Source organism: Paenibacillus sp. BGI2013 (assembly GCF_002843485.1).
Lineage (GTDB): Bacteria > Bacillota > Bacilli > Paenibacillales > Paenibacillaceae > Paenibacillus > Paenibacillus amylolyticus.
The window spans coordinates 364981-388067 of record NZ_PJFA01000004.1 but is presented as its reverse complement, the minus strand read 5'-3'; the positions used below and the strand labels follow the sequence as shown (position 1 = coordinate 388067).

Genomic DNA, 23087 nt, shown 5'->3' with positions numbered 1-23087 from the left:
CAGTTTATGACTTCACAAAGACCGTTTTGATGGCCGTGAAAAACTCGATAGCCGCTTGCCCCTGTTCTCTGGAGTGTGAACTTGACATCTTCATTCCGCCAAACGGAGCCTGCAGCTCTACGCCGGCTGTTTCTGCATTAATTCTGACCAGTCCTGCATCCATGTCCCGGATGAAAGACAACATGGCTCCGACGTTCTGTGTATAGATGGAAGCACTCAAGCCATAATCGCTATCATTAGCCGCTTCGATGGCTTCCTCCAGGGAATCTACCGCAATCAAGGCCAGAACCGGGCCAAAAATTTCTTCCCGGGCGATGGACATATGGGATTCGACCCCTTCAAATACGGTCGGCTGCACATAGAATCCCTCTTCTAATCCCGGACCGTCCCCTCTTTTTCCACCAGTGAGCAGAACGGCACCTTCATCTTGGCCTTTTTGAATATAACTCAGCACGGTATTGAGCTGTCCTTCGCTTGCACATGGACCCATCCAGCTTCCAGAAGACATGCCGTCACCCAGCCGAATTTCCTGGATTTGCGAGAGCAGCTTTTCTTTGAAGGCATCGTATACTTTTCGTTCAATAATGACCTTGCTGGTGGCCGTACATTTTTGCCCGGTCGATTTCAACCCACCGCTGATCGTGGCTTCCACAGCCAAATCCAGGTCAGCGTCAGCCGCGATAATAATCGGGTTTTTCCCACCCATTTCAAGTTGATACTTGGCCCCACGTGCCAGTGCTGCGCCGCCGACCCGTTTGCCCACTTCATTGGAACCTGTGAACGTTATTCCGCCCACATCCGGATGCTCAGCAAGTGCAGATCCGATCACTGAGCCTCTGCCGCATACCAGATTAAGAACGCCTGCCGGAATGCCCGCCTCTTCAAAACACTCCATTACTTTAGCCGCAGTGACCGCAGTTTCCTGAGCAGGCTTCAACACAACCGTATTGCCGTAAATCAAGGCCGGAGCCGTTTTCCAAATCGGAATGGCTACCGGGAAATTCCAAGGAGCAATAACCCCAACAACGCCAAGGGGTACGCGAGTCGTAAACATCAGTGCTTCGCTGTCCGTTGATGGAATGACATCCCCGGTTTTTCGCATGCCTTCTCCGGCGTAATACCTTAAGATTGCTACACCGCGCAGTGTCTCTCCTTTAGCTTCTGGGAGTGTTTTGCCCATTTCCCTGGTCATCGCCTCTGCAACTTCATCGGCCCGGCGTTCCAGCACATTGGCTGCTTGAAATAGATAGTTTCCGCGTTCCGCGCCCGATAACCTCCGCCAATCTTTTGCTGCTTCCTTCGCGGCTGCAACAGCCCGGTTCAGATCCTCTACGCCTGAGGTGGGTACGTAGCCAACTACCTCCTTCCGATTCGCCGGGTTGATGCTCGGTTCGGTTTCACCGGATGTCGCCTTCACCCATTCTCCGTTAATGTAATTGCTGTATGTCTGCTCTACCTGAAATGTGGTCATTGCATTCATCCTCCTTGTACATTAGTTTGAAATGACTGGATTAATAAGTGTCCCGATATCGCTAATGGATATTTCAATGCGGTCCCCGGGTGCAAGTGTAAAATCATTGGGTGGCACGATGCTTGTGCCTGTTAATAACACCGTACCGTCAAAGAGATCGTTATCTCTGGCCAGAAAAGAGACCAGCTCATCGAGTTTTCGGTTTAACTCACTTGTGCTTGCCTCGCTTTTGACAACTATTTCACCTTCGCGATATATTTCGCAGACGATGTTGAACGCATATGGATTTTGCACCGTTTCCGCTAGACGAATGGCTGGCCCTATCGAGCAGGAATTGCGCCACATTTTTGCTTGCGGTAGATACAGCGGATTCTCCCCTTCAATATCGCGGCAGCTCATGTCATTACCAACGATGTATCCCACAATGCTGCCATCCGCGGCAAGCACCAACCCCAGCTCAGGCTCCGGGATCTGCCAATTGGAATCGCTGCGAAGTGTGACAGCCTCATTGGGCCCGATGGTGCGGGCTGCTGTAGATTTAAAAAAGATCTCCGGTCTTTCGGCATCGTAAACTTTATCGTAAAAGGTCTTTGCATCCAGCTTGCCTTCCGTTGCTTCATAATTTCGCGCTTCCCGGCTGCGCTGATAAGTCACACCCGCGGCCCATACTTCCGGAGCTTCCAATGGAGTGAGTAGATGTAAGGAAGTCCAATCGTCAGTTAACTTGTTTAACGGTTTAAAAGCGCTTTCAACAAGTTGAACTGGAGAAATCCCCTGCTTTCTTGCTTGATAGATCAAAGTCATAAAATCTGCTTGTGGCAAACGATACGCTTGTTCATCATCCGTAACGGCTGCCAGCCACTTCTGTTGTCCGTCCAGAAATCGAATAATTCTCATTCAAGCTTGCCTCCATTTTTCCCCATCGGGTTGATAATACTACCATAGCACCCGCTATGGTTCATGACGATGTTCTAATCACTCCGACGATTTACCCTTTTCACGCATTTTTTTCTGTTAAGATGAGGTTAGATCCATTAAACTAAAGATAATTTACGAGGACAATCCGATGACAGGATGTTGGTATATAGAATAGTACAAGGGGGTTGGTTTGCTGTGACCAAGCTTTTGGATGCTGTGTATTTAGGGCGTCTGCCCGATGTTCGCATGTCTTTTCAATTATTGGGGCTGCATGCAAGAAAAGTAGATTCCAGCTGGACTTATCCGTCTCATGAACATTCAATGTATGAAGTGCACTGGATGATGGACGGGCAGATGAACATGGTTGTCAACGGGCAGTCTTATCGGCAGTCGGTTGGCGACCTTCTGTTCATCCGGCCTGGTATGACCCACTCTTGCACCGGAGCCGGACCAGAGGGGTTCACTTATTTTTCTGTGCATTTCAGCATACACGATACATCCTTTTGCAGAGAACTTAACCGTTGCAAAGACATCTATTATCCGGCAAATTCGAATTTGGCTCTGGGGCTCTCCCCTTCCCTGTCTACCTTGTATAGTTTGGCTACAGAGCATTTGTCTAGCTCGCTATCTTCCTCCAAACAAATGAAGGTACACGCCGCCGTGTTTGAACTGCTCGGTTCCCTGGTCGGTCAGTTATCTCAGCAAGCATCCGTTACGTTGTCGAGAAAAGAAACCATTGCCCATCAGATTGCTGAGCACATTGAGGATTCGGTAAGGTATATCCATCTTCACGGGGAAATTCAGGAGAGCGATCGAACCTGGATTCAGGACATTGCCAAATCGCTGAGCATAAGCCCGTCACAGGTTAATCGTATTTTTCGGGAGGTATACGGCATCGCTCCACGCAAGTTTCTATCCGAAACCCTTCTGAACGAAGCGCAGCGGCTGTTAAAGCAAACCGACTTGAACATAGACCATATTGCGATGATGCTGGGTTATAAGACCAATGCGCATTTCAGCCGCCAGTTCAAGCGGTGGACAGGCATCGCGCCAAGCGAATATCGCAGCCATTCGCAACAGGCCGGAGAAGCCAACGATGCGGATGACTAAAAGTTTAATCATAAAAAAACCAACTATCTGAGCCGCATAGGCTGATCGGTCAACAAAACAGCTACTGGATGACCAGCAGCTGCTTTGTTTTGTCTGGATTGCTTAGATCATGTGTTTGAGGATTACGCTAAAATAAATGATGCAAGGCTTGCACTTCCAGAACCTCTGTACGTAAAATACAAAGCTTGTATACCATCCGGAATGGTCATCTCGACTGAATAGGGTTTCCAATGATTGGTGAAATGTACCGGGATTGTACCCAGGACAGGACCGTCCCATGCGGTTTTGACCTCAAATACCCCGTGACAATATCCCCGTACCTTGATCGAGACCTGGCGAATTCCTCGGCAATCAAAGTATTTAAAACCTGCCGTTGCGGATTCAACCATATTGGCGATATATCCGACTTCTTCATCACCGTCTCTACCATCCTGGGTGATCTTTGGAAAGCGGCTGTCCAGCCAGGCTCCTGCTCCAAAACCTCCAGTGTACTTCTGATCATCTTTGGTCAAAAGATTACATGCAAGATATGCGGGGTACTCGCCTTTTCCTTCAAGCGGTCTCCCACTTGGACCAGAGGAGGTCATTTCCACCTGAGGAATGCTGCCGTCCTCTGCAAAAGATATCTTCTCAATACAGCCCTGCCGGTTGAATGCGTCCCCATTGGTATGACGGTGATAGAAGACATACCAGTCTCCGTTGATCTCCACAATGCTGCCATGGTTATTGCCTCCATAATACATGGGTTTGTCAGTAGGTTTGTAGGAGTCGATATGGAGATCACAGTTGCTTACGATGACGCCCTGATATGTAAATCCTTTATTTGGAAATCGACTGGTGGCATAACATAATTCATGCATAACGATAGAAGAATACACCAGATAGTAGGTATCACCTCTCTTCCGAATGGAAGGCGCCTCAAAAAATTCATGGCCCTCATAACCGCTGCCCTCACTGTAAGGCTCGCTCGGTGCTACGAATATGGGTTCTTCCACAATCGTCAGCATATCCGGACCTAGCATCGTGGCCATCGCGCCATGTCTTGATTGGTCTCCGGCCGCACAGAAGCCGGTATACAGATAAGTGTGCTGTCCTTCAGTCATCACGCCGGGATCGAACTGGGGCTCGTCCCCTTCTCTTTCACCCAGACGAGTGCCGTCGCCATATTGTACATAACCGTAGAATTCATATTTACCGGCAGGTGCATCACATACAGCCACCGAAACAACGGGTACCTTATCCAGCACATAATACAGATAATACCGCCCATCAGGACCCAGCGTAACATCTGGTGCATACAAGCACATATGGCCATTCGGATTCAACGGGTCATCTGTTTTTCGGTAGATCGCCCCTTCATTTCTCCAATTCCCCAGGTCATTCACGGGTGCAGACCAGCATACATAATCGTTCAGACAGAAGGCATGTCCGTTAAAACGGTCATGTGAACCATACACATACACTCTTTCATTGAATACATAAGGCTCACTATCAGGTACGTACTCCCAGGATGGAAGATATGGGTTGAACCCCTGCTTGTTCATTCCAGCTACACTCCTCATATAATTGTAATAGTACATTCGTTCTATGAAATAAAGATAACTCTCGTATAATAGAAAATAGCTTAAGTAGTGTATGGGTTATTCTTTTCTACAACTTAAATATAAAGGGGAAGAACCATGACATCTATTTTTTACGTTGAATGTGACGCGGTACATCAGAATCATTTTGTTTTTGATATCCCTGAAGGGCATGATGCCTGGTTATTAGTCATTACACAGACCCCTGCCCAGTTTTGGGTTGATGGACAACTTAAGGAATACCCGGCTCATTGTGCTGTACTTTTCAAACCGTATCAAAAAATATATTATCGGGCTTGTTCAGAGCGCTATATAAATGATTGGATTCGTTTTGAAAGTGATGAACCGTTTGTAACCGATACCTCCCTTCCGCCAGGCACACCTTTCCCACTGGATGATCCGGAATACTGTCATAAGCTGTTCCAATTGCTTGTTGCAGAGCATTCTTTTCAGAACGATTACCGGGAATCATCCATCAATTGTCTGCTGCGAACCTTGTTCAATAAATTGCTTGAGTCTTGTGTCCAAGAGGATATTAGTCCTCAGCACTATCCTCTGTTGAAGCTTCGAACGGCAATTCATAACCGTCCCAGCCATCCTTGGACAATATCAGAAATGGCGAAGATCATAAACGTCAGCCCGGGGTACCTGCAGTTGATGTACAAGAAATCGTTTGGCCTCTCGTGTATGGAGGATGTTATTCATAGCAGAATACGTTTGGCCAAAGAATATCTCAGACATCATTTGTATACGGTTGCAGAGATTGCCGATCGATGCGGTTACCGTAATGTCGAGCATTTTTGCAGGCAGTTCAAACAAATGACCGGTTCCTCGCCTAAACAGTTTCATAAACGACGTGAAGGTGTCCCGGCTGACTTAACAGATTTGGGATATAAATCTCACTTTTAAGGGGGATGTACTTAGATCTATGGAAAAATTCCCACTCTGTCCAATACGCGTTTACACATACCTTAGCCATCCAATCGGTATAAACGTCATCGAGGTTGTTAGCGTTCTCTGCTGTCATTTTAAGTTAAGGTTTTAGACTGTATGATGCAATGACATATTCTCAAGCATGATTGATCAATTATCATATTGTGATACGCAAATCACACGTGATTCTCGTTATAACCTTGTTATACACCAAAAAGATCTCTTGAGCAGTGAATGCTGAAGAGATCCTCTTTTTATTTTACTCATAAGCAAGAATTACCCATCACTGAAATTACACTGGATCTGGCGTTCCAGTCCTGCTTCTCGATTTCTTAAATAGTAAGATGGCAAGAAGTAAAGCAATGCTTACAGCTCCAAACCCCAACCAATTTAAGTACAGGACAGATGTACGACTGATCACAATCCCACCTAATCCAGATCCCAGTGCAAAACCAAATTGGATAAATGACGTATTTACGCTAAGGGCAATGTCGGGATTACGAGGTGCCAGTGTAACCAGATATAGTTGCTGGGCCGGAGATATGCTCCACGTTGCTAACATAAAAATCATTAAAACCAAGATTAACATGATAAGATTAACTCCAGCTAGAGCAAACAAAAGAAGAGTTACGCCTTGTAACAGAAGGCCTAGACAAATTGTAAACTTTGATCCCTTTGCATCTGCCAATTGTCCGCCCACTTTTGATCCGACAAAGCTGCAAATTCCCGCGAGAAACAGAACACCGCTTATCTCGGTCATAGAAAGAGTGGATGTAGCTTGCAAGAAAGGCGTAATATACGTGAACAGTGTCGAATAGCCGCCGATATACAATAATGTAATAAGCAAGGCAGTCAGAATGAGTGGATTTTTCAAAATGGAGAGCTGCATTCTGAGGGTGATCTTTTCTTCCTCTTTGATTGCCGGAACCTTTTTGTAGATAATAAGTAATGGAAGAACACTTAACAATCCAATGAATATAAATAGAACTCTCCATCCAAACATTTCACTAAAAAATGTGCCCAATGGGACACCGAGCACTAGCGAACTGCTTAGCCCCATCAAAATGATGCCGATGGCATTGCCCCTTTTTTCTTTTTCAACCAGTCGTGTCGATACGGCCATTGCTACTACGGTAGCCACTCCTCCGCTAGCCCCTTGAATAATTCGCACCCATAGTAAAGTTTCGTAAGAAAGGTCAACAAGCATAAGTCCGTTGCTGGCAATAAACACACTGAGGGCGGACAACAGTAACTTCTTGCGATCCATATTTATTGTAATTGCAATGAGAATCGGAGCGATAATGGCCGCTGCCAGAGCGAATACAGTCACCAGTAAACCCACTTCGGAAGTAGATACGCTCAAGTCTGAGGCGATCATTTCTATGACTCCTGTAATAATGTATTCAAGGGTTCCGATCAGAAAAACAGCCAATGCCAAGATATATATAATCCATTTATTTTTCACTTTAATCCACTCCGTCTTCTTCAGTTATCTATTCTTCAGTTATCTATTTAATATTGGAATTTGTATTTCTATAAACTGTACATCTTGTTCTTGAGATAAGGGTAAATATAATTCCCTACCAGCTCCGTTCTCCTTGATCTGATAGTTATTCTTCTCAATCCATGTAGCTAGATGAACACAGGCTTTACAGGCAAAGGTGGCATTGGAACGATAAGCTATGGTGGCCATCATGGGCTCGGCAGGAAGAGTCCGCAGTTGAAATGGGTCGGGAGGTGAGCGCAGATCACAGGTTAAGAAGTAACCTATTTCAAACTCGAACTCTTCCTCTTGTCCTGCGATTTCTTTCCACAAAACAACCTGAGGACCGTCAATCAGTTGGCGCATTTCTTTTGTTAATGACTGATCAAACTGACGAAATAAACTCGGGATCTCCTCTTCCCTCCCACACCCTGTCTGAAAAAGAAACTGCCGAGCACCCTCCTCTTTGATTAGAATTTCTTGTCCAGTTTCGACGTGCCCCTCTTCCTCTATAAGCTGCATGCGTTCCTCAATCCGGACGAGTTTGGCTTGTTCCGTATCGATAATCTGCTGAATTTCGCTTCTTTTTAGCTTAAACATGCCTTGAATATTCTCCAATGTAATATGCTCCTGTAACAGCTGTGTGATTTGTGGCAACGTGAACCCCAATTCTTTATAAATGAAGATTCGGTTAAGCTCGAGAAGCTGATCTGCGGAATAGTAACGGTAACCTGTATCGTGATCTACCTTTCTCGGCTTAAGTATGCCAATCTGGTCATAATAACGCAGTGTTTTTAATGAGACCCTACTTAGCCTGGAAAACGCACTGATTTTGAACAACATATCATCTCCAATCTTTTAACATAATGCGAGTATATAGTTTCCCGTACAGGGGAAAGTCAAGGGTGTATATGCTTCTCATTTGCCTAGCTAAATCAACCACCGTCCTTGTCATCACTCTATGTTGCTGTTAAATGTAAGTCAAAGAACCGTTTCTGAATGAAACGTTCATTTTTTTTGAACAAAAAAATGCCACTCATCGTGGCATTCTCTCGGTACGCATTCAATTATCCTGCTCAGCATTACTAATTTTTTTAAATAAACAGATTATGATTGGCTTGTGATGCTTGTCCAAGATAGTAACCTACGCCACCAATTTTGACTTGGTCTATTAATTCTTCACGCTGAATTCCCATTAAATCCATGGACATTTGGCAGGCAACGATCTCTACTCCTTGTGCAATTGCGCTCTCAATCAATTCCTCCAACGACGGCACATGATGTTTTTTCATCAAACCACGGATCATTTTCGGGCCTGCTCCAAGCATATTCATTTTAGACATGCCAAGCTTCTGGCTCCCGCGAGGTAACATCATATCAAACATACGGCCGATCATATTTTTGGATAACTTCTGCGACTGCTGCTTGCGAATAATACTCAATCCCCAAAAAGTGAAAAATAGGGTTACTTTCCGTCCACTGGCTGCTGCCCCATTTGCAATAATGAGTGAAGCGATCGCTTTGTCCAGATCACCACTAAAAACAACCATCGTGCTGGCAGGATCGCTGATTGGGGCATCGGATACGGGTTGTGCTGTATTTTTAGCAATGACAGACTCAATCGTACCGCCTTTCAGTCTTTCCAACTGCAAGATTGTGGAACCCGACATTGTCGCCCATGCTTTGACATCTTCATAGAATCCTGGATCGGAAGCTTTCACGCGAAGTGTTTCCCCGTTCGAGAGTTGATCCATTTTCTGCTTAACCTGAATTAGCGGACCAGGACAACTTAATCCGCACACGTTCAACTCATGATCAATACGTTGCGGCTGTGTTGAGTCAGTGGGAATAGACTCCTTTTCCACAGGTTCAGGACGGTCTTTTTTTGCAGCAGTAAATGTAGCAGGCTTAAACTGGGCTTGACGGTATGTTTTATAACCACCACTCAAGTTTTTTACACTAAAACCATGCTGACGCAAAATTTGCGAAGCAGTGTAACCACGTAAGCCGACTTGACAGTATAGCCAAATTTCTTTGGATGGGTCTAATTCATCTAAACGTTGACGAAGCTCATCAACTGGAATAGAGATTGAGTCCGGAATATGACCATTTTGATGCTCAATTTCACTGCGTACATCCAGAAGTATCGACCGCCCCGGCTGACGATCAGCCAGTTGATTATAGGTGTACGTCTGAACACGTCCGGTAATCATATTCTCTGCTGCATATCCAGCCATATTCACGGGATCTTTGGCAGACGAATAAGGAGGCGCGTAACACAGTTCAAGCTCTGTTAAATCCCGGACATGTCCTCCAAAATGAATGGCTACAGCAATATCATCAATTCGTTTATCCACTCCATCATAACCGACTGCTTGTGCGCCTAAAATTATGCCTTCAGGAGTAAACAGCAGTTTAAGAGTAATTGCGCTTGAACCCGGATAATACGATGCATGAGAAGCAGGGTGTACGATAACGGTTTGATAGTCCACGCCCAGGCGCTGTAGTGTTTTTTCATTACTGCCTGTCGTAGCTGCGGTCATTCCAAATACTTTGATAATGGACGTACCTTGTGTCCCTTTATAGGTAGAAGGAAGCCCTGCGATACGGTCGGCAACAATACGGCCTTGTTTGTTGGCAGGTCCGGCAAGTGGTATCGTTGCCTTCGTACCATGAATGGTTTCCGTTACTTCGATGGCATCTCCAACAGCATAGATATGTGGCACACTACTTTCCAAGGCTTCATTTACGATAATATGTCCACGTGCACCCAGCGAAACGCCGCTATCTTTCAAAAAATAGGTGTCCGGCGTTACGCCTATCGCAAGAATAACCATGTCAGCTGTCAACACATGACCATCGGCAAGTTCAACCCCTATGCCCTGCTCCAGGGAATGAAATCCCTGAACACGTTTGGAAAACAGCAGGTTTACACCATGATTCTCCATTTCCTGTGCTAATGCGGCTGCTAACTCGGTATCATAGGGTGTGAGTACTTGTGCGTTCCCCTCAATCAGCGTTACATCCAGACCAGCTTCCTTTAAATTCTCAGCCATTTCCACACCTATAAATCCACCGCCTATGACAATCGAAGACTTGTTGTTAGACGAACTTACTTGGTCTTTGATCCGATCAATATCTGGAATACTTCGTACGGTATAAATTAGCGGATTGTCCTTACCCGGCAGATCGGGAATGATCGGTTTTGCACCTGGTGACAATATCAACTCGTCATAACTTTCTTCATATGCACCGCGCTCCTGGGATTGTATCTTAACCACTCGCTTCTGCGAATCAATAGCTACGACCTCACTTCTTGTACGGACATCGATACGAAAGCGATCTGCCATCCCTTTTGGCGTTTGCACCAGCAGACGCTCTCGATCATCGATTGTGCCACCTATATAATAAGGTAAACCACAATTGGCAAATGAGATATAGGGTCCCTTCTCAAAGATAATAATCTCGGCATGTTCATCCAGACGGCGAAGGCGTGCAGCTGCAGATGCACCTCCAGCTACACCGCCAACAATGAGTACTCTTTTGCTCATGATTCACAATCATCCTTTTCAAATAAAGTTTTGATAATCTGTTCAACCCGTTGATCGGCAAGCACATAGTTCACTTCAAGACCATTCCGCTCCGTAGCAACAATACCTGCACTGCGAAGTTTCTGGAGGTGTTGTGAGACTGTTGATTGGGGAAGATCCAGACATTCCTGCATATAAGAAACATTACATTTTTTTTTCATCATCAGTCCCCGCACAATGCATAAACGAATGGGGTGAGACAAAGCTTTCAGCAGATTAGCTGGTTCATCGAACTGTTTAATGTTATTACTGTCAAAAGCGGGAGTGTTCAAAAGTATTCCTCCTAAATCGTTATATCGTAATAATACGATTTATTGATTCGCCTGTCAAATGTATTCTGGATTGAATGCGTTCAATAAGTCGCATACTCGCTCAACCCTACGGCTTTGCTTGTTCCAGGTGGATGATAAAAATGCCTGCCAAAACCGCTAAAAGCGACATTTGACAGGCATTCATGCTGTATCAAGCCTTCATTAAATAGCGATTCAATTGAATTGCTTATTTTAGAGTATAACAGGCTGAATCAGTCCGTCCTTACCAAAAAGAAGCGGGTCCATACATATTTCGCGGTGATAACCCTTTCCAGAGGAGAATCTGGATAGTGGCGTGACAAAACGGTGATAGGCAATCCGGTATTGAACTGTTTCGGAATCATTAAATATACAGTGATGCCCTGTGCCCAGCATGCCCTTCTCGACATTTTTGCTCAGGATTGGGTATCGATAGGTAATTGGACCGTATAACTGCTCTGCCGTACCGTAATTCACATGATAGTCTTCGCTGCCTGTATCATCACAGGACCACGTAAAGTGGTATAGTCCACCCTGCTTCAGCACGGTAACCGCCTCACGAAAATCATGCAAGCCCGCCAGATTGCTCATTGTGTCCTCAACGACACTTATCATGTCTTCACCAAGCTCCACAATGGCACCATGTCCATTGCCAAATAGCAGATACGGTCTTCCATCATCTTCGACATAGATGGAGGGATCAATAGCTTGGCCCATAGTAATGCCCAGACGTTTCAACTGCTCCATTGTGATTAAAGGCTGTGACTCGGCCAGGAATGGACCAATCGGTGTATCTGCTACAGCAACGCCGATGGCACTCTCGCCGTTCAGCATTTTGCCGCAGAAATAAAAATAGAACTTTTCGTTACGGTTGGCTATTGCCGGTGCCCAGGCATTACCGGTTGCCCAGGCGACATCCTCTGTTCCCAGATCAAGGATAACACCTTCATCTTGCCAATGCTTCAAGTCAGAAGAAGAAAACACTTTGAACTGTGTCCCCGACCACCCCTCGAAACCATCTGTTGTCGGATACATATAGTAACGATCCCCAAACTGTGCGACATCAGGATCGGCATATTGTCCGGGAAGCACCTGATGACCATCCCCAAAAGCCGCGAGAAGCCGGCTGCACTCCTCAGCTGTGATTGGCAGGACACTTCCATGCCGCTTTTGAGTCGTTCCCATATCGAATTCACCATCAGGGACGATTCGGAATTCTCCACTTCCCAGATCTGTAGTCAGCAGAGGAAGATAACCCTTGCCTTCAGCAAATCGATCAACAATCAGGCACCATTCCTCCCGGTCATTGAATTTAAAGATTTGAGGTCCCTCCACACCTGCCATAGCCTCCAGTACCGGAGCTTGAAGTGTAACAAATGCCCCTTTGTCGAGAGAGTCTCCTTTTTCTACCCGTATGTTTTTGGTTGTTTCATCCTTGGAGTATCGATAATAAGAGCCATCCGCAGGAAGAATCGTTGTATCAATAATATGATTATCCCGCTCAATGTATTTTTCTGATGCAGAAAACGTACGAAAGTCTTTTGTACGAGCGCTGTATATTTTTTGTTTTCGTTCTTGCTCCTGTGGTTCCTGCGTCGCAGAAGCCCAGAATACAAGAAACTCATCTGCCATTTCATCATACACAGCTTCTGGTGCCCAGACACATCCAGCGCCCTCAACACCTAGTGTAACGTTCCATGGGGATGACCAGTTTACGAGATTGCTGGATTCCCATACGATTACGTCAAGGCTCCCGGCATTAACGGCATGAGTCCATCCTTTGCCGCTTGCGATGCGGAGATCCGTAGCAATCAGATAAAATTTATTATCCTTGACTGAACGAACCAGAAACGGGTCCCGTACCCCCTTTTCTCCAAGGTCTGAAAACAGCACAGGTGAGCCGCCATTAAGATCCTTCCAGTGAAGGCCATCCTCGCTATAGGAGAAATAAACCTGCTCTCCGTCTGGTTGTTCGCCAATAAAATGTACAAAGAGATACCCATCATATTTTGGAGTTGTTTTGGTCAATGGTAAAGAGCCTCCTGAAAATGAAATTGATTTTATATTAACAGTAATATAAAAATGAAAGCGTTCTACTTATGTTGTATCATACTTCAAAAACAGTAGAATGAGTATATTTTTATAATCTCGTATGTTGCAGATCATGTGAATTTTTCGCCGGAAATATATTGCCCTGATTGGAATGTTTGACTTGCTCCTCCTGCAAAGAATTATCACATCCCCTTTATTTTGTTTATTTTACCTCTGGTAAACAAAGTTCTTGGTGTTCATTTACATATAAATGCTAATCTTCTTAATGATGAACAAATGAATATAGATTCATGCATTCATTTTTGTTGTTGAGATATTACGAGGAGGAATCATTGTGAAATTATCCAAAAGAGTATTACCAGCGGTAGCGCTGACTCTGGCTGTATCGGCTTCTACTCTCTTGTCTGCAGGACAAGCAAGTGCCGTTCAAGCTGTAAGTGTGGAGAAAAAACAAATCAAGAACATCATCTTCCTCATTGGGGATGGCATGGGGAGCTCTTATACTTCTGCCTACCGTTATATGAAAGATGATCCTTCGACAAAGGGCATGGATAAAACCGTATTCGACCCTTATCTGGTTGGAGCACAAATGACCTATCCGGATGATGATAAACAAAATGTAACGGATTCCGCTTCCGCAGCAACGGCCATGTCGGCGGGTGTGAAAACCTACAATGCGGCCATTGCGGTTGACCCTGAGCAGAAGGAGGTCAAAACCGTACTTGAGCAGGCAAAAGAAAACGGGAAAGCCACCGGACTCGTGGCTACGTCGGAGATCACTCATGCCACACCAGCTGCATTTGGTGCCCATGATATCAGTCGAAAAAATATGGATGCTATTGCGGACGATTATTATGATGAGTTGATTAATGGCAAGCATAAGGTGGATGTACTTCTGGGTGGAGGGAAATCCAATTTTGTACGCGAGGGTCGTGACCTGACGAAGGAGTTCCAGAAGGCCGGATTCAGCTATGTGACGGATCGTTCCTCTCTCCTCGCTGATAAGAATCAACAAGTTCTTGGACTGTTTGCGGACGGAGGTCTGGACAAGTTGATTGATCGTACTGCTGCAACTCCATCATTGGCTGAGATGACCAATACAGCGATTGATCGCCTCAGTTCGAACGACAAAGGATTCTTTCTAATGGTCGAAGGCAGCCAGATCGACTGGGCAGGACATGATAATGATATCGTTGGTGCGATGAGTGAAATGGATGATTTCGCAGCAGCATTTCAGGCAGCTATTGATTTTGCCAAAAAAGACGGTGAAACACTTGTCGTAGCTACTGCCGACCACTCCACAGGTGGACTTACGCTTGGAAAAGACGGAGAGTACAACTTCTTCGTAGACCCGATCAAAGCTGCACTGCGTACACCTGACTTCATGGCAGCACAAATTGCAAAAGGTGCTTCGGTTGAAGAAACACTGAAAAGTTATCTGAAACTGGAGTTGAAACCTGAAGAGATTCAATCGGTGAAAGAAGCAGCCCAAACTGCGGATGTAACAAAGATTGATAATGCTATTGAAGCGATTATTGATAACCGTTCATTTACCGGCTGGACAACAGGTGGACATACAGGTGAAGATGTTCCGGTCTATGCCTACGGTCCGGCAAGTCATCGCTTCGCCGGTTTGATCGACAACACAGATAATGCCAAGATCATATTTGATATTCTCAGCAAGCACCAATAATTCGACAATAATTCAATAGTTTAGGATCATCCCTTCTCTTCTTTCATCCGAAGAGAAGGGATTTTTTTCATAAAATCCTTATTGATATGCCACTCTACCTTTTTATGAACATCCTTAACCGTAGCCGTTCTATACTTTTCTTTTTTCATGACCGAAACTTGTCCATTCACTTCGAGTAAGGCGTACGCCTATTCCGAATTTGCTAATATGCATTATATCCCATGGAGTTGGTTACCTTATACAACACCACTTGTATTGAAGTGAGAAAAATCCGATAAATGCTGATGCGGCTTATAGTGAAACTACAGAAGTAACAAAGCTTTGGAGGAAAATGGCATGTTAGGAAACATTCTGTTGGGTATGGTCATTCCCATTATATTGGGTGTATGGATTCTGCGTCGGAACTTTACAATCCTTATTCTATATTATCCACTTGGTGTGGCTATTTCAGCATCCATCAACAATATCGGGTTTAATTACTTCTGGAATATTCTGCCGAATACTCATAATCAATCCTTGGCTGCTCTTCCAATGGATCTTGGAGTCTATCCGATCGCTGGTTGCCTGATGATGTATATGATTTCAGAAAAAGGCGCCAAGCCATGGTTGGCGATTCTTGTTGCATCATTGTCGCTGACATTAATCGAATGGGTTGCCAAAATAATGGGGCATGTCATTTATTTTAATGGATGGAACATTCTTTGGACCTTTTTGTCATACCTCCTGCCATTTGTTCTTGCTTATGGTTACAGTAAAATATTGAGGTATACCAAGTGAAGTTTTACTGAAGCTTTCCACTAATAAGGCAGGGCAGATGATATGGGTTAACGCTGATGGGCATACGTGCATATCTTAACTCATATTTGTCTTGGAGGGATTCGTAATGTATGTGGCATATCCGTATGGTTACAGGTACACTTTTACTCCGGTATGGGCAACATCATCAGCCGAAGCACTTGAATTAATCAAAACGGCTGTTCAAGGAGAAAGAAATGATGAGATATTCTATGATTCACTGATTCAGATGTCACCTGATGCCAATCAGGCTGCCATCATCACGAGCATCCGCAATGATGAACGCGGACATAATCAAATGTTCCGCCACATGTACAAGGATCTGACAGGTCAGGAGATTACGGGCGTAAGCAGTGAGCCGGTTGAGACGGTCACCTCTTATCTTGCCGGACTGCAAAAGGCGTTTCAGGGTGAATTGGCCGCCGTGGAAAAGTATAGAAAAATATGGTTTGGTCTCCCTTATGGCATATATAAAGACACGGTGTGGGGAATCATCCTGGACGAACAGAAACATGCGGATAAATATAACAATCTGATTACCTACAATTTGCCGAGATAGTCATGTATGGGATAAATAACGCGCGTATTCTTTTAGTGATGAACAATTGAAATCAGCAAAAAACCAGTGAATGAGTAAAGCTCACTGGTTTTTTTCCTTTGCTGAGTCTCTCTTATATAAACTTGCTATCAAATGCACTCTTCCAACGTATCAGGTTCCACATGAACGTGAACGGTGTATACGTCATGTTCCTCCATTAACTCGTTCTCTACGTCTGTACAGATATCGTGTGCTTGTTGAAGATCCAGCTCAGCATCAACTGTTATGACAACATCCACTACAACGTTATTGCCATAGTTCCGCGCTCTCACGTCTTTAACTGTCTCTACGCTGTCAATTCCGGCAATCGTTTTTTTGTACTCCTGAATCAGTTCAACATCAAAACCATCCGTCAGATGATGTGTGGCTTCCTTGAAAATGTCCCAAGCGGTCTTGCAGATCAGGAAACCTACGATGACAGCCGTTACAGGGTCCAGCCATGGGAGGCCGAACTGGGAACCCACGATCCCAATGACCGTACCGGTGCTCACCCAGGCATCGGAGATATTATCTCGAGCTGCAGCCATGACTGCCTGACTTTTAATACGAGTAGCAAGTCTCTTGTTATAGCGATAGACCAGATACATGATAACTGCGCAGAAAATGCCTGTGTACCCAGCGATGATATCCGGAGATTCATGTTTACCCTGAAACACAGAACCAATGGCTTGAAACAGTACTTGTAAACCTACTGCCATCATAATGAAAGAAGCAACAAGTGACGCAACGGTCTCTGCTCTCCAGTGACCATATGTATGATCTGTGTCGGCTGGGCGTTGGGCAAGCTTCAAACCGATCAGTACAGCTATTGAGGCCACAATATCGGTGGCATTGTTTAATCCATCCGCCTTGAGCGCTTCTGATCCGGCCATACTGCCAACGATCAGTTTTAATACGGTCAAACATATGTAGGCGATAATGCTGATGATAGCTCCGCGCTCCCCCAGCTTTAAATTATCGTATTTAAGTTGATCCACATGATATCCTCCTGCAATCTTCAATTCAAGCACGTGTATGATGGTACCATTGAAGATTTGTGTGGGTCTAGAGAAACGTTTTGAGTGTGACGAAACATAATCTGAACGCGGCAATTTTTTTACGAGCATCCAAAAAAGTTGGATTTGGCAAACTTAAGTGATTAATGGGTGGTAAGAGGAAGGTGGCCGACTGCCTTCCCTTGTAACCACACTTTCTTGCACTTGGACACAAAGAGCCAAATGGATCGTTTTGATCCACTCGGCTCTTTATGTTATTTTACAATAATTTGTATAACATCACTTACCGTTGTTCCACTTCCATTCATAAATCACTGCCCTTATTCAGAAAGTGTCGATTCAACTGGCGGCTCATTGGCAAGCTGCTCCGAATCATCGGAATGCCGTTCGAACATAACTGCGTCAACCCTCGTATAGATCATATCCGCAGGAAGCGTTGGCGGGTCTACCGTGGTAGGCGAAACTCTGGTTAACCGGACATACTCGCTACCGTCACCCGTAAAGTCGAACGTTCCCAAATTAACCCAACCCGATGAGCCGGCCGTTGCATCGATATAGGTGACCTCGGTACCCGTTTTATGTTTCACTTCCACTTTGACATTGTTATCGTTTGCTGTCGTATGGACAAGTTTGTAGATCGAGACCGTATATTTCCCCTCTGGAAACTCGCCTTTCCACGTTGCTGATGATCCTTGAACTGTTGAATAGCGGGATTTAACCCCAATTTTGTATCCGGCTAAATTGCTTTGGCTCCACGACCCTTCTGTCGTGTATAACCCTGTTGTATTTGTACTGTCCACGATAACCGTTAGGTCCCTGATCGTGATATTCAAAGGTGCTGTGGTTAAGGTCACACCGTCAATCGTGACCGTAGCCCATACCTCAATGTGATCCGTGTTCCCATCGAGATTAAGAAGGGTCAACACCCCACTGCTATTCACTTCAGCCAGATCCGTACGATCAACGAAATACTGTACATCGGCATGTGTTAGATCACCGATCAAACCGTTATCCAAATAGCCGGTTACGCTCAGTTGTGCGGTTTGAGTCATCTGCAGCTCGTTCCGATCGGACAGGATCACAGCAGACTCCAATTGCGGTATCCTGTTTGGGTCCACCCACATGATTGCATCGGCAACGACTCTGGACTTGTTGGCCTTATTGGTTAATTCCACGTACCCGCTATCGCCTGCAACAAAAGGATAATCCCCCAGGTGCACCCAAGTACCATTCGCTGTTGTCTCATCAACTGTCACCGTCTCGGAGCCTCCGCTATAATAAACGGTAAATGAGGCATTTGTTGCCCAATTTTCACTCGCAGCCGTGATTTGCGGAATCTTGTAATACACACTGTAAGTGACACTTTCCGGCAGCTCAGGCCGCCATCTCATTTTGCTTGTTGCTGTGCCGGTCGTAGATTTGGCATACACATAGTTATCATAATAATAATCGTTAGCTGTCGTATCCCTTATCCAGACGCCTTCTGTCTCCGCCTCCGTATTATCCACGATGATGGTTGAACTATCCTGCCCATCGGGTTGGACTGGAGTTTCCGAAACCTGATCCGGCAGATAAAGTGTCCGCTTGCGGGTCTGTTTCCCCTCCGATTCCACGTAATACGTGAAAGTTTGGGATAAATCATTCACTCGTATCGACCATTCCATCGGGTATATCGTATCTGGGATGGTCGTGTACGTGGCCCCGCCATCCAAGGAATAATGGATTGTCGCTGGTTTTGTCGTTTTGGCCTGCACATAAGCATCATAAACCGTTTCGTCGGGCTTAACCATCAGCATGCCTTTAACCGCATCAATTGGACTGTGGGTATCAAAGAAATAGCTTGCACCCGATGTATCAGCCGTTCTAACCTGATGCAGCGGCACATTAATGTTAAGTCCTTCTACAATGATCGCGGTGATGCCCTTGCCTGAAACCGTGGTTTGAATGATTCCGCCACTCATTACCGTTTGCTCTGGTGTGCCATTGTCGCGGATGATCGTTACGGTATAATCCTGTGCCGGGTTGAATCCAATGATCTGTTCATTCAATTCAATCGGAGTCTGAACTTCTTCAGACGATGCATTGCTTAATCCGATGTAGAATTTATCCCCGCTCTCACCCGTTATCCAATTCAATTGAGGATGGTTGGTCTTAATAATCCCCTTGGGCATCCAAAGCCAAACGTCGGAGTTACCATAAAATTGACCTGGTTTATTCCCATAAAGGTGATATTTGAACCATAAAAAATTCGTTTCAAATACGGAAGGAAACGTAATGCTCCCGTTTGATTTCAATGATTGTTCGCTGATCAAATAATCCATCGTTTGCCCGAGTTGCCCCGGAATATGGTGATAATAGATGGATGTAGCCCCGCTTGGGCCTTCCAGAGGAAAGTCCGGTTCAAGTTGGCTAACGGCGAAGCCTTTATAATAATAACCTGGATAACTGGAATATCGTCCAATAACCGCATTATGAGCAATATCCTGCAGCAGTTCATCCCCTGTATAGAGCGACAATCTCAGCATGAACGGAGCTTCCTGAGCATTCATCCGATAATAACCGGTTGTACTTCCTGCTTCAAACGTCAATCCGCTCGGTGAAACAAGCCAACGCTCCGCTTGAACACCTCCGGCAATATCTTCGGGAAGCTTGAGTCTTGGATATTGAAATTTACCACTTTCCGGCCAATGGAACGACTCGGCGTAATTATATGTCTCCGGCTGAGGAATCGTAACGTTACCTTCAGGAACTGGACGAGCAACAAACATTGTTGCATAGCGTTTGGCTTCCTTATAGGCGGCATCCAAGTATTTGGGATCCTGAGTTTCCTCATATAGCTCCAAGATCTCCATCCACAGCTTGCTATAATAATAAATGAACTCATTTTTACTCACATCGACGGATGCTGGCGTATCGATATGTTGCGTGATATAACTGTCGGCTGCATCCTTCGCAGCTTGCAAATACTGCGCATCTCCCGTCATCCGATACATCATCAGGGGTTGAATAACAGGCCCGCGGTCTTTCTGATCCGGGTCACGTACGAGGTATTCTTCCTGTGCCAGCGCCCCAATACCAGCTGTAGTTCCCATCATCTGGTGAACAGCGGTGACACTTGAAACATCAAACGGCAGAGTAGCCATTTTCCATAACGAAGGCACACCGTATACTTTTTTCTGCGTTGGCGACCAACCGATACCATTTCGTGATACGCCATACTGGACGGACGGTAGTGCTCTCGTATCGTAAAGCTGGTCATCTCCAGTCAAATAATAAGCTCCCAAAAGAACCGCATTTGAGCTTGTTCGGACGCTATCCTCGTTTTCGATATCAATAAAACCCTTGGCACGGCTCCACCACCCGCTGGGTGATGGGACATAATTCACAGAGTCGTCCCCTTGTGGCTCAACTTTAAGCAAATCGATCATATTAAACATCGCATCAGTAAGCGATTGATCTGACACATTTTTCCGGTATGCCGAATAATCGTACTCATTGCGAAGAATATCCACGTAGGACTCATATAGATTGCTTTTTTGAGCGATTAGCCCCATATGAAATTGATAGGTGTTTTCTGCGGTCATTTGCGAATAAGTCCCTAATTGAGGCGCATACAGAATTGGCTGCACGCTGCCTTCGTTGTTAACCAGGCTCATGCCAAGCCGTTGTTTCGTAACACCTCCCGTCGGTTCAAATTCAACCGGAAGCTCTGCCGAAGGTACAAATACGCCATACGTTAATGGATTTCCTGAACCATCTTTTTTCTCAACCAGGCTCATCGGAGCGCTCAGCTCTCTTAAACTTGTTGATTCCACCGTACCTACCATTTTGGCATGTGACCTGAATCCATTTAACACTTCATTGATGCCCGAGACTGCCTCTGTTGTGAAGGACTGATATCCAATCACATAATTGCCGTCGCGGCGAGGTGTAAAGGCAAAAGAAACATCTGGTTTATCCCCTGCCATGGACCAGTTCACTTCAAAATCGTAATCACTGCCATGCGTAGCATCGGTTAATACCGCCGTCTGGCTGTCTGGAAAATGGACCCCGTCGAATGTAATCCAGCGTTTGTTCATCGTATCGTAGTAATTGGTTCGGCTCCCCGCATTCCCATCCAATAAAACCCATTGTTCCTCAAGTCTTTCCACCACAGTATTTATTGGCTCCCAGTTTCCTGTTTCTGTGTTTTTGTAGAACATGTCACGAACGATGGATTTTCCCCCATCCCATGCCGCTTCATAGAAGGTTGCCTTGTAGTTTGCATTTTCGATGCTACCTTTCTCTGTGTAACTGAGATTTGTTAATGTGCGGCTCCGCAGCGGGGGCAAAGGTGGTGCCTGTTGACGGATATTCCCCTCGAACTTGACTGCATCGGCCCGCGTAATAATTGTACCCGTAGAAGGCTGTGTTCGAGTCAGCCTGACAAATTCGCTATCATCACCACTAAACTCATACTCCCCCAGATCCACCCATCCAACCGATGGACCTGACGAAGGTCTTAGATCCATAAACTTAACATCCGTAATCCCGTTATGAACAATCTCAATTTTCACATTACTATCTGCTTTATCCGCCCAATCCAGCTTATAGAACGATATTCTCGCCGTCCCTGCTTCCAAGCGTGGATTCCAGGTGATGCTTCTACCTACAGCGTCTGTAAATTTGGAACTGGAATTATTGTATCCCTTCACTCCCGCGCTTGTGCTCCAATATGGAGCGGAGAATCCGTTATTAGCGTTGCCGGAATCAACCGTAACGACATGATCAATTGTGAGGCTCCCATCATCAATGATGATTGTCTTATGTGGCTCTTTCTGCTTTATATTTCCTTCGAACTTAACCGCATCCGCGCGTGTAAGGATCGTGTTTGTGGTGCCGGTAGACCGGGTCAATTGAACAAATTCTTCACCAACTCCAGAAAAATAGTACTCTCCCAAATCAACCCACCCTGCGGGAGCGCCAGATGAGGGTCTTAGATCCATAAAGACTACATCCGTTGTTCCATTATGAACAATTTCGATTTTTACATTGCTATCAGCCTTATCCGCCCAATCCAGCTTATAGAACGATATTTTCGCGGTTCCTGCTTCCAAGCGTGGATTCCATGTTATCGTTCTGCCTGCTGTACTCGTATATTTGGTGCTGGAAAGATCATACCCCTTCACCCCTGTGCTTGTAGTCCAATTTGGAGCCACATATCCATTGTTCTCGTTACCCGCATCAGGTGTCACAACATCATTGATCTTGATACTCCCGTCATCGATGATAATCGTCTGATAAGGTAAGGTCTCCGCATCAGCGGCCCTTATTCCGATCAGGCTGGAAGGAACTACGACCGTCAACATGAAAACGATGAAGAAAAACAGCTTCCTTTTGACCATACAATTCACAGCCTCTCCTTAAAATGATAACGCTTCCAAAAATGAGTTACCTTTTGCTCTAATGATCGTAAAAAAGCACTTAACCTTCCCCTTCTGTCTAATTCCGCTCTGTCGTTTTTATCTTAGCATGTTACATGACGGTGAAATTTCTTTCATTTTAAGAATTTCTTATACGATTTTAAGTAAAAAAAGAAA

Annotated in this window: 16 protein-coding genes; 5 read left to right on the top strand and 11 right to left on the bottom strand. The window is 45.3% G+C overall.

The genetic code is table 11. The annotated features are described in order from the left end of the window. Positions 1-4: 4 nt before the first annotated feature. Both gucD and CXK86_RS12680 read right to left on the bottom strand, forming a co-directional pair. Complete coding sequence (gucD, locus tag CXK86_RS12685; RefSeq protein WP_036671416.1) at positions 5-1471, bottom strand: alpha-ketoglutaric semialdehyde dehydrogenase GucD; 1467 nt, start codon at positions 1469-1471, stop codon at positions 5-7. Positions 1472-1492: 21 nt separating this feature from the next. Continuing rightward, positions 1493-2368 carry a fumarylacetoacetate hydrolase family protein gene (locus tag CXK86_RS12680; protein WP_076253160.1) on the bottom strand — a complete coding sequence of 292 codons (876 nt, stop codon included), beginning with the start codon at positions 2366-2368 and terminating at the stop codon, positions 1493-1495. 216 nt (positions 2369-2584) lie between these two features. Between CXK86_RS12680 and CXK86_RS12675 the strand changes: the two genes are divergently transcribed. After that, positions 2585-3499 (top strand): helix-turn-helix domain-containing protein, encoded by a 915-nt coding sequence (locus CXK86_RS12675; protein ID WP_076253159.1) that lies wholly within the window; start codon positions 2585-2587, stop codon positions 3497-3499. 122 nt (positions 3500-3621) lie between these two features. Here the strand turns inward: CXK86_RS12675 and CXK86_RS12670 are convergent, their stop codons facing one another. Further along, positions 3622-5043 carry a family 43 glycosylhydrolase gene (locus CXK86_RS12670; RefSeq protein ID WP_076253158.1) on the bottom strand — a complete coding sequence of 474 codons (1422 nt, stop codon included), beginning with the start codon at positions 5041-5043 and terminating at the stop codon, positions 3622-3624. Between the two features lie 135 nt (positions 5044-5178). Here CXK86_RS12670 and CXK86_RS12665 point away from each other — a divergent pair, with 135 nt between their 5' ends. Beyond that, positions 5179-5988 (top strand): helix-turn-helix transcriptional regulator, encoded by an 810-nt coding sequence (locus CXK86_RS12665; protein ID WP_076253157.1) that lies wholly within the window; start codon positions 5179-5181, stop codon positions 5986-5988. Between the two features lie 316 nt (positions 5989-6304). Here CXK86_RS12665 and CXK86_RS12660 read toward each other — a convergent pair whose 3' ends face one another. From CXK86_RS12660 to CXK86_RS12640, 5 genes are all read right to left on the bottom strand, one after another. Continuing rightward, entirely contained in the window at positions 6305-7477 is a 1173-nt protein-coding gene (locus tag CXK86_RS12660) for an MFS transporter (protein WP_076253156.1), read from the bottom strand. 39 nt (positions 7478-7516) lie between these two features. Next, the gene (locus tag CXK86_RS12655; protein ID WP_076253155.1) at positions 7517-8335 is read right to left on the bottom strand and encodes a MerR family transcriptional regulator; all 819 of its coding nucleotides are present in this window, start codon (positions 8333-8335) and stop codon (positions 7517-7519) included. A 254-nt stretch (positions 8336-8589) separates the two neighbouring features. Beyond that, complete coding sequence (locus CXK86_RS12650; RefSeq protein ID WP_076253154.1) at positions 8590-11046, bottom strand: FAD-dependent oxidoreductase; 2457 nt, start codon at positions 11044-11046, stop codon at positions 8590-8592. Continuing rightward, the gene (locus tag CXK86_RS12645; protein WP_036615511.1) at positions 11043-11357 is read right to left on the bottom strand and encodes an ArsR/SmtB family transcription factor; all 315 of its coding nucleotides are present in this window, start codon (positions 11355-11357) and stop codon (positions 11043-11045) included. The genes CXK86_RS12650 and CXK86_RS12645 overlap by 4 nt, the downstream gene beginning before the upstream one ends. Before the next feature lie 231 nt (positions 11358-11588). Next, positions 11589-13403, bottom strand: coding sequence for a glycoside hydrolase family 43 protein (locus CXK86_RS12640; protein WP_076253153.1), 1815 nt, complete (start codon positions 13401-13403; stop codon positions 11589-11591). A gap of 352 nt (positions 13404-13755) precedes the next feature. On the opposite strand from CXK86_RS12640, the gene CXK86_RS12635 reads away from it, so the two are divergent. Next, positions 13756-15120: an alkaline phosphatase gene (locus CXK86_RS12635; RefSeq protein ID WP_076253152.1), complete on the top strand. Its 1365-nt coding sequence runs from the start codon at positions 13756-13758 to the stop codon at positions 15118-15120. A 26-nt stretch (positions 15121-15146) separates the two neighbouring features. Here CXK86_RS12635 and CXK86_RS32670 read toward each other — a convergent pair whose 3' ends face one another. Next, positions 15147-15269 carry a hypothetical protein gene (locus CXK86_RS32670; protein ID WP_256720127.1) on the bottom strand — a complete coding sequence of 41 codons (123 nt, stop codon included), beginning with the start codon at positions 15267-15269 and terminating at the stop codon, positions 15147-15149. A gap of 187 nt (positions 15270-15456) precedes the next feature. Here CXK86_RS32670 and CXK86_RS12630 point away from each other — a divergent pair, with 187 nt between their 5' ends. Next, the gene (locus CXK86_RS12630; protein ID WP_076253151.1) at positions 15457-15897 is read left to right on the top strand and encodes a CBO0543 family protein; all 441 of its coding nucleotides are present in this window, start codon (positions 15457-15459) and stop codon (positions 15895-15897) included. A 106-nt stretch (positions 15898-16003) separates the two neighbouring features. Next, positions 16004-16474, top strand: a complete 471-nt coding sequence (locus CXK86_RS12625) for a ferritin family protein (RefSeq protein ID WP_076253150.1) — start codon at positions 16004-16006, stop codon at positions 16472-16474. Between the two features lie 128 nt (positions 16475-16602). Here CXK86_RS12625 and CXK86_RS12620 read toward each other — a convergent pair whose 3' ends face one another. Then, positions 16603-17490, bottom strand: coding sequence for a cation diffusion facilitator family transporter (locus CXK86_RS12620; RefSeq protein ID WP_076253149.1), 888 nt, complete (start codon positions 17488-17490; stop codon positions 16603-16605). A 338-nt stretch (positions 17491-17828) separates the two neighbouring features. Then, positions 17829-22892, bottom strand: a complete 5064-nt coding sequence (locus CXK86_RS12615; RefSeq protein ID WP_101313840.1) for a golvesin C-terminal-like domain-containing protein — start codon at positions 22890-22892, stop codon at positions 17829-17831. Positions 22893-23087: the final 195 nt, after the last annotated feature.